This is a genomic window from Bradyrhizobium sp. dw_411 (assembly GCF_018449695.1).
In the GTDB taxonomy this organism is placed as follows: domain Bacteria; phylum Pseudomonadota; class Alphaproteobacteria; order Rhizobiales; family Xanthobacteraceae; genus Bradyrhizobium.
In genome coordinates, this window is the sequence record NZ_JAAVUY010000002.1 from 20,898 (window position 1) to 38,209 (window position 17,312).

Genomic DNA, 17,312 nt, shown 5'->3' on the forward strand with positions numbered 1-17,312 from the left:
GCGGTGTCAGCGAACCCCTATGACGTCGATTTCGATCAGCGCGTCCTTGATCAGAAGTCCCGTAGTTCCGATCGTGGTGCGCGGCGGAGGCACGGCGAAGTATTCCCGCCATACTTCATCGAATCCCGCGAAATCATTCAGGTCCATCAGGAACACCTGGGCCTTGATGACCTGTTCGAGCGAGCTGCCCGCGGCGGCCAGTGTTCGCTTGAGGCTTTCCATGATGTATTTGGTCTGAAGCTTGATGTCCGATCCGTAGAACGGGAAGTTCGGGTCCTTGCGCGCTTCCTTGGGTACGCCGGTCTTGAAGTCGGTGGCGAGCTGGCCTGCGGCAAAGATAAAATCACCCACCGTCACGGCTTCGGAATAATTGGCGAGGGGTCTCGGATTGCCGGTGTCGGCGACCACTTCGTGACGGGTCGTGCCGCCCGGCACATACGCAATGAGATCGATTTCGATCAGCGAATCCTTGATCAGGAGACCGGTGACGCCGACCGTGGTGCGCGGAGGCGGCACCTTGAAGTACTCGCGCCACACTTCATCGAACGCGGCGAAGTTATCGAGGTCGGTAAGAAACACCTGTGCCTTCACGACATGATCGAGCGTCGTGCCCGCGGCCGCGAAAGTCGCTTTCAGATGCTCCATGACGAAACGGGTTTGAAGCTTGATATCGGAACCGTAGAACGGGAAGTTCGGGTCCTTGCGCGCTTCCTTGGGCACGCCCGTCTTGAAGTCCGAGGCAAGCTGGCCTGCCGCAAAGACCAGATCGCCCGCGCGTGTCGCTTCGGTATAGGCAGCCAGCGGCTTGGGATTAGCCGAACTGATCGCAATCAAACCGCCGCTTTCCGGCAACGCGCTGATCAAATCGATCTCGATCAGCGTATCTTTTACCAGCAGGCCGGACGTTCCCACCGTCGTGCGCGGCGGCGGAACGGCAAAGAACTCCCGCCACACTTCGTCGAAAGCCGCGAAATCGTTGAGGTCGGTGAGGAAAACCTGCGCCTTTACGACATGCTCGAACGAGCTTCCCGCGGCCTGAAGCGTATTTTTGATGTTGTTCAGGATGAAGCGGGTCTGAAGTTTGATGTCAGACCCGTAAAACGGAAAGTTCGGATCCTTGCGGGCTTCTTTCGGCACGCCGTTCTTGAAGTCGGATGCGAGTTGCCCCGCCAGAAACGTCAAACCGCCCGCGACGGTCGCTTCGGTATAATGGGCAAGCGGCTTCGGATTATTTGATGTGACGGCACGGTGCTTGGTCATGGCGTTACTCACGGTTGCAGCAAGCGAGACAAACGGACGGCGATCGATTTTCGAGGCCAAGCCTAATGAGCCGACGATGGCGCTACAAGATCAAATTGCATGCGCATGCATCGGCTATTTGGTTATTTTATTCGCAGAAAGCCGCGAATATCTGCAGTTTTGGATGAGATTTTGATCAATCCAGGCATCTCACGTGGGGCGTTTAACGTCATTGCGTGAATGCGAATGCATCTAAATCGCGTGGAGCGGAGCATTCCCGGTCGTTTGCAGGCTCAAAAAATCGCGGGCTGAGATGTCCGGCAATTCATGAAATCCAGTCAGAGATGGGGTATTCGTGTGCCTGCTTGGATAATCGCTGGCGCAGTGACTAAATGCATTCGTATGCATTGTTGACGCGATTTTTGGCATCCACTAAGCATGACAACCAATGAGCGAAGCCGATTCCACGGAAAAAAGCGGGTTGAGCGGCAAGCGGAGCGGGGACGAGCAGTTGCGGAACACAATCAGGAACGGGTGTCGCCGAACTGCGGGGCTGATGCGAGATGAATGAATCGACACGCGCTAAACGGCAGAGCCAGCGTGTGACGGCTGACGAAGTCGCCCGCGTCCTTGGTGTATCCCAATCCACCATCTCAAGGGCCTTCACCGCGACGGCCAGCATTTCCGATGAGATGCGCACCCGTGTCATGGCGACCGCGGCTGAACTTGGCTACCAGCCCAATGTGATCGCCCGCAGCCTGATGACGCGGCGAACCAACATCGTCGCGATCGTTTTACCCAATCTGACCGACCCGTTTTACGCCGTCATACTGGATGAACTGACGCAACGGCTCCAACCCCGTGGTTGCCAGACCTTGCTTTTCGTTCCGACGCCTGGGCAAGAAGTGGACGAGATTCTCCCGACGCTGCTGCAGTACCAGGTCGATGGTATCATCATTACCTCGGCGACCGTTTCGTCTTCCATGGCGCGTGCTTGCGCCAAACGCGAAACGCCTGTCGTGCTGCTGAACCGCTATGTGCCGGGTTTAGAGATTCATGCGGTGTCGTGCGACAATGTTGCGGGCGGCCGTCAGATGGCCGAGTTCCTGCTGGGCCAGCACCATCGTCGTCCGGCCTTCGTCACGGGCCAGCTTAGGGCTTCCACCAGCATGGATCGCCAAAGCGGCTTTGTCGCGCGGTTGAAGGAGGACGGTGTCGAGTGCCTCATCGAGCAGGGCGGCGACCATACTTATCAGGCCGGTTTCGATGCCGCGCTGCGATTGATGCGGCAGTCCAACCCACCTGACGCCATATTTTTTGCCAGCGACATCATGGCCTTTGGCGGCATGGATGCACTCAGGCGCAATGGCTTCATCATTCCGGATCATGTTTCGATCGCGGGCTTCAACGGCGTGCCGATGGCCGCGTGGGCTTCCTATGATCTGACCACGATCCGTCATCCTTTTTCGCAGATGGCCGATGCGGCGCTCGAGCTACTTGGTTTCGGCGATGCGGAGGTAGCTTCGTCGCCGACGACCCGTCTCATTCATGGCGAGTTGATGGATCGAGGCTCTACCATGTCGCGGTCGCCAGAACTGAAACGTGTCCGGGGATGAGATGTCGCGGCCGCAGGCGATTGCTTGAAGCTTGACGCCAACCGCCGGGGACTGAACGTCGTGGCTTAGATCGCCGGGACGCCGGGATCAAACCGCAGGGCAGTTTCGGCCCATTTCGCTACCCGAAGCAGATGAAAGTCCTGCCGGTAGGCGCCGACCAGTTGCACGCCGAGCGGCAAGCCGTTCTTGCCAAAGCCTGCCGGTAACGACACCGCCGGGGCGCCGAGCAGGGTCCATGGCGCGCAATATTCGGCGTCGCCGGTATAGCTCAGGCCCTTCGGTGCTTCGCCGAATGCGGGCAAGGTCACGACGGCGTCGAAGCCCGCGATATCGGCTGCGAGGCGCGATCGCAGTTTTTCCTGTTGCGCTTTGGCGGCGAGATAATTCCAGGCGGCGTGGACCTTGCCGGTCTGGACCGCGGTTTTCAGATGATCGCTGGTGCGGTCGGGATAGCGCGCAATGAGATCGCTGAAGATCAGCGCAGCCTCGCTGGCGAGGATGGTGTTGATGGCGTTCCAGTTGGTTGAATCGAGCTCGGCGAGTTCAAGCTCTTCCGCAATGGCGCCTGCATCGCGCCATTTGGCAATTGCCGCGTCGAACAGCTTCTGCTGTTCGGGGTCGGCCTTTGACCATTTATCGAACCGCACGATCGCAAGCCGCGGCTTTTCCAGCGGCGGTACGCCCTCGGCGATATCGACCTGAAAGCCGGGAAGCGGCCGGCCGTGCAGATCGAGGTCGCTGGAAGCGGCGAGCAGTGACAGCGCATGGGCGACATCGTCGACGCGCCGCGCGAAGAACCCGACGTGATCGAGCGAGGGGCTGAGCGGATGCACGCCGGTGCGCGGGATCGCGCCGAAACTCGGCTTGAGGCCGACCACGCCGTTGAAGGCGGCGGGGCGGATCACCGAACCCAGCGTTTGCGTGCCCAGCGCCAGCGGTACCAGGCCGGCGCCCACCGCCGCCGCGGAGCCCGAGGATGAGCCGCCCGGCGTGTGAGCATGATTCCACGGATTGACCGTGGGACCCGGATGACGCCAGGCGAATTCCGTCGAGACGGTCTTGCCGAATATCGTGGCGCCGAGGCTGCGCAGGCGTTCGACCACCCAGGCGTCTTTGGCTGGAACGTGATCTTTGTAGATCGGCGAGCCGTTCGTGGTCGGCATATCCGACGTCGCGATGATGTCCTTGATCGCCACGGGAATGCCGGACAACGGACCCGGCCGGCGCGACACATCTGCGGGGAGATATTCGAACGCTCTCAGCTTCGGCTCGACGGCTTTGGTTTTCTCCAGGCACGCCGCCGCATAGCGATCGGCAGCGGCTGGATCGCCCTTGAACTGACGCAGAAGTTCAAGAACTCCGGCCGGAGCAGCGCGTGTTGTTGGGTCGGTCATGTCTGGAAATCCCTTCGATGAATTGGTTCAGACCAGCGATCACGCCTTTGAGGGCGCAATATGGCTGGTGAGCCGGCGCGCGATGGCACGCCGTAGGGCGTTGAATTCCGGCGACGACACGTCGCGCGGCCTCGTCAGTTCGATACGGAAATCGCTGTCGATCCGCCCGGGGCCGGCGCTCATGACCAGCACGCGATCCGCCAGCAGCACGGCTTCCTCGACCGAATGGGTGACAAAGATGGTGGTGACGCCGGTGCGGGTCCAGATCTGCAGCAATTCGTGTTGGAGCTGCTCGCGGGTCAGCGCGTCGAGCGCCCCAAACGGCTCGTCCATCAACAGGATGTTGGCATTGTTGGCCAGCACGCGTGCGATCGCGACGCGCTGCTTCATGCCGCCGGACAACTGGCTCGGATAGCGGTCGGCGAAAGGCGTAAGACCAACCATCCTGACGAATTCGTCGGTGATCTTCTCGATCTCGCCGCGCAGCAATTGGCGCTGCCGTGGCCCAAAACTGATATTCTCCCGCACCGTCATCCACGGAAACAGCGCGTAATCCTGAAATACCATGCCGCGGTCGCTGCCCGGGCCGGTGATGGTCTTGCCGTCAATCAAAGCCTCTCCCGTAGATGGCTCCTCGAAGCCGGCAATGATGCGCAGCAGCGTCGATTTCCCGCAGCCGGAGGCGCCGATCAGGCAGACGAACTCGCCCTGCGGTATCGTCAAATCGACCGGCGCCAGCGCCTCGACCTCGTCGTCGCCGACGGCGAAACGCTTGGTCACGCCGCGGACGGTCAGGGTTTCCGGGTGAAGGGCATTACTCAAGATGTTGCGGGCTCCAACTCAACAGGCGGTTGCTGATCGCGACGATGATCCGGTCGGTGACGAAGCCGCAGGCGCCGATCACAATCATGCCAGTGATCACGAGATCGGTGCGCGACAGCGTGCGGCCGTCCATTACCACCGAACCAAGCCCGGTCGGAACGCCCGTCATCTCGCCGACCACGATCAGGATCCAGGCGAAGCCGTGCGCTACCCGCAACCCGTTGAAGATCGCCGGCAGCGACGCCGGAAGCACGATTTGCCGGAACATGCGGGTCCCCGCACAGCCGAGCATCGAGGCCGCCTCAAACAATCGTGGATCGATCGAGCGCACGCCGAATATCGTGTTGAGCAGGATCGGATAGAACGCGCCGAGAAACACCAGGAAGATCGCCGCGTTCGGCCCGAGGCCAAAGAAGATCATCGAGAGCGGCAGCCACGCCGTGACCGGGATCGGCCGCAGCAGCGAGATCGTCGGATCGAGCAATTGCCGCAGCAGCTTGATGCGCCCGATCAACAGCCCCAGGGGAATGCCGACCAGCGCCGCGAGGAAAAATCCGCCATAGACGCGCTGCACGGATTTCCAGACATGAATCAAAATCGTGCCGCTGAAGGCGTCGTCGTAGATGCCGCCGAACGAGAAATCGTACATCATCACCGCGACCTGATACGGGCTCGGAATGAGCCGCGTCCCCGTCATCGCGACGGCACGGTCCCAGATCAGAATCAGCAAGATCGGAAAGCCCGCGCCAAGTACGATGGCACGCAGCGTTTCCAGCCGCTGCCGGTTGCGGCGGCGACTGGTGATCGCTGCAACCGGTGCGCTGGGTTGCGCACCTTCGGCCGTGACGGTGGCGTGGTCGTTCACGTCGGACTACATGAACTGTTCGGTGATCGCCCGCGCCATGTCCGGGGCCTGGCGAACCTGCTTCTTCTCGACCATCAGCGCGCTGTAGGACTTGGCGCGCTTGATGAACTCGTCATCGATCTTCCAGGTCAGCTCGACATTCGGTACCGCGATCTCGATCGACTTGCGCTGCTGGCCGAGCTTCTGCATCGCGACCTCGATCATTTCTTCGGGATGCGCCATCGCGTAGTCGGTCGCCTTCTTGTGCATCTCGATGATCATCTTGAGCCGGTCGGGATTCTCCTTGATCATCTTTTCGCTGGTCGAGAGGATCATGTTGAGCGAGCCGATCGATGTCGAATAGGGATATTCGATCAATCGACCAGTGCCGTTGGCAAGGCTGATGCCCGGGCCCGGTTCGGCGCCGACATAGGCGTCGATATCGCCACGCGCCAATGCGCCGGCCATGTCGCTGAACGACAGACGGATCGGCTGAATATCCGCGATCGACATGCCCTCGGCCTTGAGCCGCTCGAGGATCACGACTTCCTGCGTCGAGCCCGGGAAGATCGCGACGCGTTTGCCTTTCAAATCCTTGATGGTCCTGATGTCGGATTTGGCGTCGGCGATGATCCCCATGCCGCGATTGGTCGCCGCGGCGACGATCACGACCGGCTCACCCGCGGCGGCGCCGAGCAGGAACGCGGCAATGCCGTGGATGCAGGTATCGACCGTGCCGGTCAGCACCGCGTTCTTGCCATCGGTCGGGCTCTCGAACGGCACCACCTCGACGGTATAACCCGCCGGCGCAAACTTCTGGTAGAAGTAGGGCGTGATGCCGTGAATAAGCTTGAGCGTGCCGACCCGCAGCACCTGATCATCCGCTTGGGCTTGCGGCGTGGCGGCGAGAAGCGACAGGACTCCCAATGACACGAATAACAGACGCGACAGCAACGAATTGGGCGCAACAGACATAACGACCCTTTCAAAGGACGATCTTGAAGCAACCCGGCGGCGCCACCCTACAGCAGGCGTCAGATCGAGTGAACTAAATTGCGGGTGGCTTCGGGGGTATTCCGGGTCGACTTATTCGTGATCGCATCCATGGTTCGAGACGCGCGAAGACGCGCTCCTCACCATGAGGGATCGGAGATATCAGCCTGCTCAGCCCTCATCCTGAGAGCCCGCCGAAGGCGGGCGTCTCGAAGGATGAAGCCGAAAACTCGCTGATCCAGCCAAACGCGTACCGTCTAAGGCTTGCCGGCCTTGAACGCGGTGAGAACCTGCTCGCATTCAGTCTCCGATCGTACACACCAGGCCTGCTGCGCGGCCACGGCGCCGGATTGCAAGGCGGCGATGATCTCGGGTGCAGGATGGCTATCGATGATCACGCCATTGGCGCGCATCCGCGCATAATTTTCTTGCAAGCGCGTGGACAGCGCGACCCACAATTCGGTCTCGGTCTGGCGGCTTGCCGCATCGACGGCGTCGCGCAGCTCCGGCGTCAATCCATCATAGACCGCCTGATTGACGCTCGCGACCGACATCGGCAGCGTGTAATTGATCTCGCTGAAGCAGGGCAGGAATTGCCACAGCGCGCGACCGGCGCCGCCATCGCCCGACGACAACACGGCGTTGATGCTGCCGTCGACCAGCTTCGGCATCGTATCCGCGAAGCTGATCGATACGGCCCTGGCGCCGGCGCCGGCAAAAATCTCGCGCGAGATCTTGTCGTAGGTGCGGATCGACAGGCCGGACAGATCGGCCGGCGTCTTCAGCGGCGTCTTCGACCAGATGCCGGAGGGCGGCCACGGCGTCAGATAAAGCAGCCGCTGGCCTTTATTGTGGAGTGCCGCTGCGATGTAGGGCCGGGCGAGATCGGCGAGCCGCTTGGCGTCCGCAATCGACGTCACCAGAAACGGCAACGAAGGCAGTGCGAAGATCGCGTCTTCTGCTTCGAGCGCCCCGGCAAAGGCGTCGCCGGCCTGAACGCGGCGTTCCGCAATGGCGGTCAGCATGTCGGCCGATCGAATACCCCTGGAGGCATCGAAGCTCGGATGGATCAGCAGCTTTCCGGCGCTTAGTCCGGCGACATGTTGCGCGAATGTCGTGACGCCAAGCCCGGGCATGGCGCTTTGCGGATATTCCGTCGGCATGTCCCAGACGGTTTGGGCGCGGGCAGTGAGGGGATAATGCAGCAGCAGGGCGCCGGTAAGCATTTGAAGAAGTCGCACAGTTCCTCCGGTCACACAGGCATACGTGCAGTGCACGCTTCTTGGTAACGAGGATCGGGCGGCGCGTAAACTGCCCGAACTGGCCCAATTTCAGGGGTTCGGACCGCCGATACGGTAACCTTGCCCACAAGTTCTACTGGCATCGCAGGGAACGCTTCCTAGATAATCGGGGTTGCCTGTTTGGGTATTTCAGGAGGCCAGTATGGTCCCGAGGAATTTATTCATTGCGGTTATTTGCGCGGGTGTCATGGCCTGGAGCGGTCTGGCGCGCGCGGAGCAATACCGTCCAGGCGAATTCCTGACACTGGATCTGTCGAAAGCGGTGCTGTCGCCGAAGGCGCTTGGGCCGGCCTCGGGATTCACACCGGGGCCGCTCGATGTGAAAACCGATAATGGCAGCGCTGGCTTCCACGCCAACACAGCAACGGCCAACACCGAAACCGCCAACGCACAACCGGCCGGCACCGAACCAAAAGCGGCGCCCACCATTACGGTTCACAAGGCCCGCATGGTGCAGGCGGAGAAGCCGCGCGGTTCGGCCAGAACCAAACTGGCAAAACGCCACGGCAGCCCGCTCGACGCGCAGGCGTTCGATGCGAGGGTGCAGGTCTGGCCATGCAGGTCCGGCGGCATCTGTAATTGGAAGAAATAGGACTCCGTCATTCCGGGATGGTGCGAAGCATCGAACCCGGAATCTCGAGATTCCTCGATGACGAGGCCTTTTTACTCGTCATTGCGAGGAGCGAAGCGACGAAGCAATCCATTCTTTCTTTGTGCCGCGCTATGGATTGCTTCGCTCCGCTCGCAATGACGGTCCTTGAGACCCCAGAGTCATCCCCCTGTCGCAAAACCTTGGGCCCAGAGTCAAAAAACCTTCGGCTCTGAGTCAAGTTGAGCGGGCACCCTCCGTCGTGATTCGACGAGGTGGCCACCATGGCGATTGCGATCCGCGCGCGAAAGACGCTGACAAGGCGTGATCTGCTGGTGCGTTCCGCATCCACGGTCGCGCTCGCTGGCGTGGGAAGCCTCGCGAAACCTTATCTCAGCCGCGCCGCGGATCGCCCGCCTGTTGTCAGCGGCATTCAATCCGGCGATGTATCCGATGGCTCCGCGGTGGTGTGGGCGAGGGCGGACCGGCCGGCGCGAATGCAGGTGGAATATTCTACCGTCGAAAGCTTCAAGACCATCTTCGGCCAGGCGTCGTCAGACGCGCTGCCAACCCATGATTTTACCGCGAAAGCGCTACTCGCCGGGCTTCCGCCCGGGCAGGATATTTTCTACCGGGTGCGGTTTGAGGAGTTCGCCGAGGGCGTATCCGGCGAAACCCAGACCGGACATTTCAAGACGGCGCCGGCCGAACCAGCTTCAGTTTCGTTCGTCTGGTCGGGCGACACCGCAGGCCAGGGCTGGGGCATCGATCCCGCCCGCGGCGGCATGCGAACCTACCGGACCATGCTCGAAAATCGTCCTGATTTTTTCATCCATTCCGGCGATCACATCTATGCGGATTGCACGGTGCCATCAGAACAAAAACTGCCGAACGGCGAGATCTGGCGCAACATCATCACCGAGGAGAAATCCGTGGTGGCGCGCAGCCTCGCGCAGTTTCGCGGCAATTATAAATACAATTGGCTCGACGACAATCTGCGCGCCTTCCATGCGCAGGTACCGATGTTCGCGCAGTGGGACGACCACGAAGTATGTGACGACTGGTCGCCGGTCGGCAGCGTCGATGCCACCGGCTACGCGGAGGACGGCACCTCCAATCTGGTCTCGCGTGCACGTCAGGCGTTTTTCGAATTCATGCCGATCCGCGCGACCCCCGAACAGGCCGGCCGGGTCTATCGCAAGATTTCATATGGGCCGCGGCTCGATGTTTTCCTGATCGACATGCGCAGCTACCGTGACTCGACCTGGAACAAGCGCGACGATCCCGGCGAGGCCTTCATCCTGGGATCGGCCCAACTGGCCTGGCTGAAGCGCGAACTCGCGGCTTCCGACGCGACCTGGAAGGTGATTGCCGCCGACCTGCCGATCGGGTTGATAAGCCTGGACGCTGTCGCACTTGGCGATGGTCCGCCGGAGCGGCGCGAACACGAGATCGCCAATCTCTTGTCGTTCATGAAACGCGCCGGCGTCCGCAATACCGTATGGCTGACCGCCGACATGCATTACACCGCCGCGCATCACTACGATCCCAACCGGGCTGTGTTCAGCGATTTCGAGCCGTTCTGGGAATTCGTCTCCGGTCCGTTGCATGCGGGGACCTGGAGCCCCGGCGAACTCGACAATACCTTCGGGCCCCAGGCAATATATCAGAAGGGCTGCAGCGCCGAGCAGGGCGAGAATTTAGCGCCATGTTTCGGTCTGCAGTTTTTCGGCCGGGTCGATATCGACGGCGCATCAGGGGTCATGACCGTGACTCTGAAGGACGTCGATGATCGCTCGCTATGGTCGGTTGATATCGAGCCGCGGCCGGATGCACGGCCGGGACGGATGTTGGCGGAACATATTTAGGCGCGGAGAGGCCTAACGCGCCACGATCATATAGCCGCCAAAGACCAGCAGCATCGACAGCAGCACGAGGATGCACACCACGGCGGCAACAATCGCCAGCAATTGGTGGCCCTCCAGCCATTGTCGCAGCGCCCTGACCATCGCTTCTAACCCGATCTTGATTTGGACTCTGCGCTTCCGGCAGACTATGAAGCAACTGTCACACTGTCTCTTCCGTCAGGTCAATCCGACCCACTTCATATGACGGCGCCGGCCCCTCATCCGGCGATTTCAGGTCTTCAGGAGTTATCATGGAACAATTGCATACCCAAGGCATCAGCCTGCCGCGGCTTGGGCTCGGCACCTATCGATTGCAGGGCGACGCCTGCCGTGCGGCGGTCGAAAGCGCGCTCGGTCTCGGCTACCGGCACATCGACACCGCGGAAATGTACGGCAATGAGGAGGCCATCGGGGCAGCCCTCGCATCGACCAAAGTCCCGCGCAAGGATCTGCATATCACGACGAAGGTCTGGAACGAGAACCTTGCGCCGGATGCGATGCGCCGCTCGTTCGACGCCAGCCTGAAAAAGCTGCGGCTCGATCACGTCGATCTTTATCTGGTGCATTGGCCGGCGAAGAACATGGACCTGCCGGCGATGTTCGAAACGTTGCAGAAACTGAAGCAGGAAGGCCGCACCCGCGCCATTGGGGTCGCCAATTTCAACATCGCGCTGTTGAAGACCGTGGTCGAGGAGATCAAGGCGCCGATCGCCTGCAATCAGGTCGAATATCACGTGATGCTCGATCAGACCCCGCTGCGCCAATATATGGCGTCGAAAGCGATCCCGCTGGTGGCCTATTGCCCGCTGGGGCAGGGCCGGGTAGCTTCGGACGAGACGCTGATTGCGATCGGCCGCAAGCACGGCGCCAGTGCGGCCCAGGTGGCGTTGAAGTGGCTGCTCGATCAGGACGGTGTCGCGGCAATTCCGAAGGCCTCACGCGCCGAAAGCCAGAAGGCCAATCTCGACGCGCTCAATGTCGGGCTTGACGAGGAGGATCTGAAGGCGATCGCGGGCCTGCCGAAAGACAAGCATTTTGTGAATCCCGGCTTTGCGCCGGCGTGGGATTAAATCGCTCGCCGTACGCTATTCATTCAAAAGCCCAAAAGAAAATGGCCCCTTGCGGGGCCATTTTTGTCTTACGCCTTAGCGATCGTGATGACGGTGCCGCATGACCACGACGCGATCATGATGGTGACGATGCCAGCCGTGATCGCGATGCATTTCCGCACGCGCGTTCATCCGGTCGTGACCGTGCCTGATCACCATTTCCTCGGCACTTGCAATCGACGGTGCGGCAATGGCGATGGTGCCAAGCGCGGCAATGATAAATCCAAACTTCTTCATGATGTCCTCCTCATTTGATCGGGACACCAACATCGGGTCACGGGGAACGTTCCAGACGAAACCGGAAAGAATTCTGAACAGCCATTCATCCGGTCATTCGATGATGGCCTGATACACCAGCGCATTGATCTTTTGGCGATAGTGCCAACGAACAGGGCCGGGCGCCGCGGAGAGATACACGACAGCGAGGTCTTCCTTGGGATCAACCCACCAATCGGTGCCGCTGGCGCCGGGCCAGGTGAATTGTCCAACCGATCCCATCAGCCGGACCAAGCCGGGCGTCGTGCGCACCGCAAGCCCGAGGCCGAATCCGAAATCGGCGCGGGTCGGATCGGCGTTGCCGACCAGATTCTTGATATTTGGCCCAAGCTGATCGGACAGCATGTATTCGATGGTCTTGCGACTCAACAGACGCGCCTCGCCGGAGCGGCCGCCGTTCATCAGTAGCATCGCAAAGCGCAGATAGTCGGAGGCGGTCGAGGCCGCGCAGCCGCCGCCGCATTCGAATTTGAGCGGTTGCGTCAGTTCGGGGCTGCGCGCTTGCGGCCTGCCGGTGTCGGGATCGATCGGCAACGGTTTGGCGTAGCGCGCGGCCTTGTCCGCGGATATCGAAAATCCCGTATCGGTCATGCCAAGCGGCGCAAACAGATTGGCCTGCAGATATGTTCCAAGCGATTGCTTGCTGATCTGTTCGATGGTGAGGCCGAGCACATCGAGACCGAAGCCGTAATCCCAGACGGTGGCCGGCTGGTACAACAGTGGCAGCGATGACAATTTGTCGATGAAACCAGCGCCATCATAGTCGCGTCCGGCATCGCTGCTGCCGGCCGGGTACATCTTGTGCACCAGCGTGTTGCCGCGCCCGCCATAGACAAGTCCGGAGGTGTGGCGCATCAGATCCTGGATCGTGATCGGACGATTGGCTGGCACGGTTTCAGCGGTCGGTTCTCCGCTGGCGTCACGCACGGCAACGCGCATCTGTGCGAATTTCGGGAAATATTTCGCGAGCGGGTCGTTCATCAGGATCTTGCCGCGCTCATACAGCATCAGCGCGCCGACTGTCGTCATCGGCTTGGTCATCGAGGCGATGTTGAAGATGGTATCGGTGGTCATCGCGACGCCGGCCGCCTTGTCGCGCCAGCCATAGGCATCGAGCATCACCAGTTTGCCGTGCCGGGCGATCGCGATGACAGCGCCGGGAATGCGTCCGGCGTCAATGTCGGCCTTTAGTGTCTCGCCGATCCGCGCCAGCCGCTCGCTGGAGAGGCCGACTTCTTCGGGTTTGGCGCGTGGCAACGGCTCGTCGGCGAAGGCAGCTCCGGACGCCAGCAGACACAAGGTGGTCGCGAGAATTTTAAGTGCCGGCATGGACGTCTCCCGTGCGGGCTCTGCGGCCCTCGATAATCGTGTCGCAAGACTATGGCAGCCAGTCCGCAGAGACCAGCGGCGTTTGCGCGGTGTCGGTCTGCGGCTTGCGCAAATCCGCTGCCCGGCGCATCATCAAACGATAAAAATAACCTTTTAGAAATAACCCTTGGGGGAGAACGCCAGCATGTCCGCATTGTCACGCCGTCATTTTCTTGCGCTTACGGGCTCAGCGGCTGTCGCGACAGTATCAGGGCGCTCCCCGGCCGATGCGGCGATGGGTCCAAATGACAAATTCGATCTGGTGATCAAGGGCGGCGACGTGCTCGATCCCAGCCAGTCGCTGCGCGGCAAGCGCGACATCGGCATCCGCTGGGGCGTGATCGAGGCGATCGAGCCCGAGATTCCCGCCGCGCGCATCTCCAAGAGCATCGACGCGTCGGGCAAACTGGTCACGCCGGGCCTGATCGATCTGCATTGCCATGTCTATCCCTACGGCTCGGCGATCGGCATTCCGGCCGACGAACTGGTGCAATTTCAGGGGACCACCACGGTGGTGTCGGCCGGCGATGCCGGCGTCAATAATCTGGCGGCGCTGCGGCGTTATATCGTCGCGCAGACGCGGGCGCGGATGTACGCGTTTCTTCACATTGCCAACAACGGATTGTCAGCCTTCCCGGTCGCCGAGCTTTATAATATCGACAATGCGCAGGTCGAAGCTTGCGCGATGGGGCTGGCGGAAAATCAGGACTTCCTGATCGGCGTCAAGGTGCGGATGTCGGAGAACGTGATCTACAAGCACGGCCTCGAGCCGCTCAAACGCGGCATCCAGGCCTGCGAGATGTGCGGCTGGCCGGCCAAAATGATGGTGCATATCGGCGGCGTCGAGACCGGCGCGCTGATGTCCGATATTCTGAATCTGTTGCGGCCCGGCGACGTCCTGACCCACGCTTATTCCGGTGCGCCGAACAATGCCGGTGTCTTCACCAACATCGTGCAGGACGGCAAACTGTTGTCGGCCGCGCTGGCGGCCAAGCAGCGCGGCGTGATCTTCGACGTCGGCCATGGCGGCGGCAGTTTCGACTTTACCGTGGCCGAGGTCGCGATCCCCGGCGGCTGTACGCCGGACACCATTTCGTCCGACATGCACGTATTTTCCGGCAATACGCCCGGCATGCCGTTCCTGCCCAATGTGATGGGCAAGTTCATGGCGATGGGTTTCTCGCTGGAGCAGGTGGTGACGATGACCACCACCGCGCCGGCGAAGATCATCAACCGGGCGCCGAAAATCGGCACGCTGCAGGTCGGCGCGCCCGGCGATGTCGCGATCATGGATCTGGTGGAAGGGCCGGTGTCGTTTGTCGATACCCGCAACAACAAGCGCGAGGGCAAGGTCTCGTTGAAACCGGTACAGACCGTGATCAACGGCGTGCCGTTCGGACGGCCCTATCAGTCGCCGTTTGCGGTGAGGTAAGGGACTTACCCCAACAGCTTCTGAGCGCCTTCCCATAAATGGCCCACCACTTCGCCCGCAGGCTGGGCGCGGGCGAGCCGGCCCGATTGGCCGGCCCATGCCTGCATGCGATCGATGTCATTGGCTTTGACGGCCTCGTCGCGCATCGCCTGCGTCAGTCCGCGTTGCACGGGGTAGGGCGCCGGCTTCGGCGCGTCAGACGAACCCGCGGCACGCGTATAGGCAGTCGCGATGGTGCGGCCGGGCCGGCCCGAGAACGCGCGCGTCACCATCGTATGTTCCGGCAGGGCCTGTCCGATGGCATCGGACCATGCCTGAGGCAGTTTGGCCTCGGGGCAGCGGAGAAAACCGCTCCCGATCTGAACGGCGGATGCACCCAACAGCAATGCGGCAGCGACGCCACGCGCGTCGCCAATGCCCCCGGTCGCGACGACGGGAATATCGACCGCATCGACCACCGCCGGGATCAGCGCAAACAGGCCGACCATATGGGCTTCGGCGGTCGCGGCATCGAAGGCGCCGCGGTGACCGCCGGCCTCCATGCCCTGTGCGACGACCGCGTCGGCGCCGGCATCCTGCGCGGCCCTGGCTTCGGTCACCGTGGAAATATTGGCAAACCACTTGATCCCTTTGGCCTTCATCCGGTCGACAAAGGTTTTGGGATAAAGCCCCATCACCGACGAGATGATCGGCGGTGCGGCCTCCAGCATGGCATCGCATTGCGCTTCGAAATCCGGCAGTGCTGGATCGCCAGCCTGCGGATGGACCTCCGGCCCCCACTCGCCCAGGAATGTGCGCACGGCGTTTTCGGTTTCGGCATGGCGGTGCGGCTTGGGATCGGGAATCCACAGATTGAGCGCGAAGGCGCCGTTGCTTTTGGCGCGAACTTCCGCAGCCCACGCTTTGATGGCGGCCGGCTGCATCAGCAGCGCGCCACAGGCTCCGAGCCCGCCGGCATTGGCGACGGCGATGGACAGCGACGGCGGGCATGCGCCTGCCATCGGCGCGAGCAGGATCGGCAAGCGAAGCCCATAGGCGTCGGCAAACGTCTGCGCGTGCGTCAGGGCCGGATGGCGGGTCGTCATGGCGAACACCTGATCGGTTGTATGTCGGCGATGCGGCCGGCGGGGCTGCATTCGCGGGCCTTGGCTACCACGATTTGGGATTGTGCGAAAATCCGCGACGTCCTGACAGCAAGTACCGCGGCGATCACCAGCGCCCCGGCGGCGATCAGCGATGCCACGCGAAAATCGCCAAGATGCTCCGACAGGAATCCGGCCAGCGTTGGTCCCGCCATCTGACCGATCGCGAAACTCGCGGTCATGCGGCCAATGGCCTGATGGGAATTGCCGGCGGAGAGTATTGGTGCGGCGATCAGTCCGAGCGCCGTCACGCCGAGGAACGTTCCGCCCAGCAACAGCGCCGACAGGCAGATGCCGGTGATCGTCATCCATTCGACACTGGCGGCAACGCCGACGGCTTCGATCAGGCAGGCCACCGCAAACGCGTTCATGATGCCGATCCGCTTGCCGAGCCAGACCCAGATCGTGACGGAAGGGATCGCGGCTATCCCGACCACCATCCAGGCCCAGGGTTCGAACGCGTGAACGGCAGGCGTGAGCCGTATGATGGCAATCAGGAACGTCGTCGTGATGACGTAGCCGAAACCGAACAATCCGTAAGCCAGCGTCATCGTGCCGATGCCGGATGGACCGTTGCGCGCGGCGCCCGGTTCAGGCGTCGCGGCGACACTGTGCGCGGCCGGAATCAGCGTCGCGGCGACAATCGTCGCCAGTAGCGCAATCGCGCCCGAACCGATCCAGAGGTTTCGCCAGCCGATGCCCGATGCCAGCATTGCGGACACTGCGATGGCCGAGATCACGATGCCGAAGCCGACGCCTGCGAAGTGAATGGCTGACAGCGGTCCCCGCCCGGACAATGCCAGCCGCTCCAGCACCAGCGTGGACGCGCACACGATCACGAAGGCGCTGGCGGCACCGCCGATGAAACGAAGCACGGCGAACGAAGCGATATCGGACGGCACCGCCATCGCAGCGGTCGAGACCGCGCTGATGGCCAAGGCGGCCAGGAGCCAGAATCGCGGCCGGCGCACCGCGAACGGCAGGCCAGCGAGCACCGCGCCGATGAGATATCCCACAAAGTTGGCCGAGGCGATCAGCCCGGCGTTGGATTTGCTCCAACCGAGCGCGCCGATCATCGAAGGCAGGATCGGTGTGTAGACAAAGCGGCCGATGCCGAGTGCGGCGGTCATTGCCGCCATTCCGCCGAAGGCCAGCGCTATCGAGCTATCCCGTTGCATGATGTTCACCGCCGCTATTGTTTGCGGCGACACTAGAGCAAACGGGATTCCGTCGGGTAATGGTTTGATCAGATGGCCGCCATCGCGCCCAATGATGGCAGG

The 17,312-nt window shown here is 61.7% G+C and carries 16 protein-coding genes; 6 read left to right on the forward strand and 10 right to left on the reverse strand.

The window, feature by feature from the left end; genetic code table 11:
• Positions 1-6 precede the first annotated feature (6 nt).
• Positions 7-1,260, reverse strand: a complete 1,254-nt coding sequence (locus HB676_RS02760; protein ID WP_213736144.1) for a RidA family protein — start codon at positions 1,258-1,260, stop codon at positions 7-9.
• On the opposite strand from HB676_RS02760, the gene HB676_RS02765 reads away from it, so the two are divergent.
• Positions 1,259-1,435, forward strand: a complete 177-nt coding sequence (locus HB676_RS02765; protein ID WP_213736145.1) for a hypothetical protein — start codon at positions 1,259-1,261, stop codon at positions 1,433-1,435. The genes HB676_RS02760 and HB676_RS02765 overlap by 2 nt on opposite strands.
• 547 nt (positions 1,436-1,982) lie before the next feature.
• The gene (locus HB676_RS02770; protein WP_346347242.1) at positions 1,983-2,855 is read left to right on the forward strand and encodes a substrate-binding domain-containing protein; all 873 of its coding nucleotides are present in this window, start codon (positions 1,983-1,985) and stop codon (positions 2,853-2,855) included.
• Positions 2,856-2,920: 65 nt separating this feature from the next.
• On the opposite strand, the gene HB676_RS02775 is transcribed toward HB676_RS02770, so the two are convergent.
• The 5 genes from HB676_RS02775 to HB676_RS02795 all read right to left on the reverse strand — a co-directional run bounded on the left by HB676_RS02775 (position 2,921) and on the right by HB676_RS02795 (position 8,149).
• Complete coding sequence (locus tag HB676_RS02775; protein WP_213736147.1) at positions 2,921-4,249, reverse strand: amidase; 1,329 nt, start codon at positions 4,247-4,249, stop codon at positions 2,921-2,923.
• Between the two features lie 39 nt (positions 4,250-4,288).
• The gene (locus tag HB676_RS02780) at positions 4,289-5,071 is read right to left on the reverse strand and encodes an ABC transporter ATP-binding protein (protein WP_213736148.1); all 783 of its coding nucleotides are present in this window, start codon (positions 5,069-5,071) and stop codon (positions 4,289-4,291) included.
• The gene (locus HB676_RS02785; protein ID WP_346347256.1) at positions 5,064-5,804 is read right to left on the reverse strand and encodes an ABC transporter permease; all 741 of its coding nucleotides are present in this window, start codon (positions 5,802-5,804) and stop codon (positions 5,064-5,066) included. The genes HB676_RS02780 and HB676_RS02785 overlap by 8 nt, the downstream gene beginning before the upstream one ends.
• A 138-nt stretch (positions 5,805-5,942) precedes the next feature.
• Positions 5,943-6,890 carry an NrtA/SsuA/CpmA family ABC transporter substrate-binding protein gene (locus HB676_RS02790; protein ID WP_213736149.1) on the reverse strand — a complete coding sequence of 316 codons (948 nt, stop codon included), beginning with the start codon at positions 6,888-6,890 and terminating at the stop codon, positions 5,943-5,945.
• A gap of 275 nt (positions 6,891-7,165) precedes the next feature.
• Positions 7,166-8,149, reverse strand: coding sequence for a TRAP transporter substrate-binding protein (locus HB676_RS02795; RefSeq protein ID WP_213736150.1), 984 nt, complete (start codon positions 8,147-8,149; stop codon positions 7,166-7,168).
• Between the two features lie 202 nt (positions 8,150-8,351).
• Here HB676_RS02795 and HB676_RS02800 point away from each other — a divergent pair, with 202 nt between their 5' ends.
• The 3 genes from HB676_RS02800 to HB676_RS02810 all read left to right on the forward strand — a co-directional run bounded on the left by HB676_RS02800 (position 8,352) and on the right by HB676_RS02810 (position 11,775).
• On the forward strand, positions 8,352-8,801 hold the full coding sequence (locus HB676_RS02800; RefSeq protein ID WP_213736151.1) for a hypothetical protein: 450 nt from the start codon (positions 8,352-8,354) through the stop codon (positions 8,799-8,801).
• Between the two features lie 281 nt (positions 8,802-9,082).
• The gene (locus tag HB676_RS02805) at positions 9,083-10,666 is read left to right on the forward strand and encodes an alkaline phosphatase D family protein (protein WP_213736152.1); all 1,584 of its coding nucleotides are present in this window, start codon (positions 9,083-9,085) and stop codon (positions 10,664-10,666) included.
• Positions 10,667-10,956: 290 nt separating this feature from the next.
• Positions 10,957-11,775: an aldo/keto reductase gene (locus HB676_RS02810; protein WP_213736153.1), complete on the forward strand. Its 819-nt coding sequence runs from the start codon at positions 10,957-10,959 to the stop codon at positions 11,773-11,775.
• Between the two features lie 75 nt (positions 11,776-11,850).
• Here the strand turns inward: HB676_RS02810 and HB676_RS02815 are convergent, their stop codons facing one another.
• Both HB676_RS02815 and HB676_RS02820 read right to left on the reverse strand, forming a co-directional pair.
• Entirely contained in the window at positions 11,851-12,051 is a 201-nt protein-coding gene (locus tag HB676_RS02815) for a hypothetical protein (RefSeq protein ID WP_213736154.1), read from the reverse strand.
• 93 nt (positions 12,052-12,144) lie between these two features.
• Entirely contained in the window at positions 12,145-13,419 is a 1,275-nt protein-coding gene (locus tag HB676_RS02820; RefSeq protein WP_213736155.1) for a serine hydrolase domain-containing protein, read from the reverse strand.
• A gap of 184 nt (positions 13,420-13,603) precedes the next feature.
• Here HB676_RS02820 and HB676_RS02825 point away from each other — a divergent pair, with 184 nt between their 5' ends.
• Positions 13,604-14,890, forward strand: coding sequence for an amidohydrolase/deacetylase family metallohydrolase (locus tag HB676_RS02825; RefSeq protein WP_213736156.1), 1,287 nt, complete (start codon positions 13,604-13,606; stop codon positions 14,888-14,890).
• Positions 14,891-14,895: 5 nt separating this feature from the next.
• Here HB676_RS02825 and HB676_RS02830 read toward each other — a convergent pair whose 3' ends face one another.
• Both HB676_RS02830 and HB676_RS02835 read right to left on the reverse strand, forming a co-directional pair.
• The gene (locus HB676_RS02830) at positions 14,896-15,975 is read right to left on the reverse strand and encodes a nitronate monooxygenase (protein ID WP_213736157.1); all 1,080 of its coding nucleotides are present in this window, start codon (positions 15,973-15,975) and stop codon (positions 14,896-14,898) included.
• Complete coding sequence (locus tag HB676_RS02835; protein WP_213736158.1) at positions 15,972-17,210, reverse strand: YbfB/YjiJ family MFS transporter; 1,239 nt, start codon at positions 17,208-17,210, stop codon at positions 15,972-15,974. Before HB676_RS02835 ends, HB676_RS02830 begins: the two co-directional genes overlap by 4 nt.
• Positions 17,211-17,312 lie beyond the last annotated feature (102 nt).

Coding starts and splice junctions, on each gene's coding strand:
- HB676_RS02835 (WP_213736158.1), bottom strand. CDS start 17,210: ATGCAACGGGATAGCTCGATAGCGCTGGCCTTCGGCGGAATGGCGGCA.
- HB676_RS02790 (WP_213736149.1), bottom strand. CDS start 6,890: ATGTCTGTTGCGCCCAATTCGTTGCTGTCGCGTCTGTTATTCGTGTCA.
- HB676_RS02820 (WP_213736155.1), bottom strand. CDS start 13,419: ATGCCGGCACTTAAAATTCTCGCGACCACCTTGTGTCTGCTGGCGTCC.
- HB676_RS02810 (WP_213736153.1), top strand. CDS start 10,957: ATGGAACAATTGCATACCCAAGGCATCAGCCTGCCGCGGCTTGGGCTC.
- HB676_RS02775 (WP_213736147.1), bottom strand. CDS start 4,249: ATGACCGACCCAACAACACGCGCTGCTCCGGCCGGAGTTCTTGAACTT.
- HB676_RS02760 (WP_213736144.1), bottom strand. CDS start 1,260: ATGACCAAGCACCGTGCCGTCACATCAAATAATCCGAAGCCGCTTGCC.
- HB676_RS02815 (WP_213736154.1), bottom strand. CDS start 12,051: ATGAAGAAGTTTGGATTTATCATTGCCGCGCTTGGCACCATCGCCATT.
- HB676_RS02830 (WP_213736157.1), bottom strand. CDS start 15,975: ATGACGACCCGCCATCCGGCCCTGACGCACGCGCAGACGTTTGCCGAC.
- HB676_RS02825 (WP_213736156.1), top strand. CDS start 13,604: ATGTCCGCATTGTCACGCCGTCATTTTCTTGCGCTTACGGGCTCAGCG.
- HB676_RS02805 (WP_213736152.1), top strand. CDS start 9,083: ATGGCGATTGCGATCCGCGCGCGAAAGACGCTGACAAGGCGTGATCTG.
- HB676_RS02800 (WP_213736151.1), top strand. CDS start 8,352: ATGGTCCCGAGGAATTTATTCATTGCGGTTATTTGCGCGGGTGTCATG.
- HB676_RS02765 (WP_213736145.1), top strand. CDS start 1,259: ATGGCGTTACTCACGGTTGCAGCAAGCGAGACAAACGGACGGCGATCG.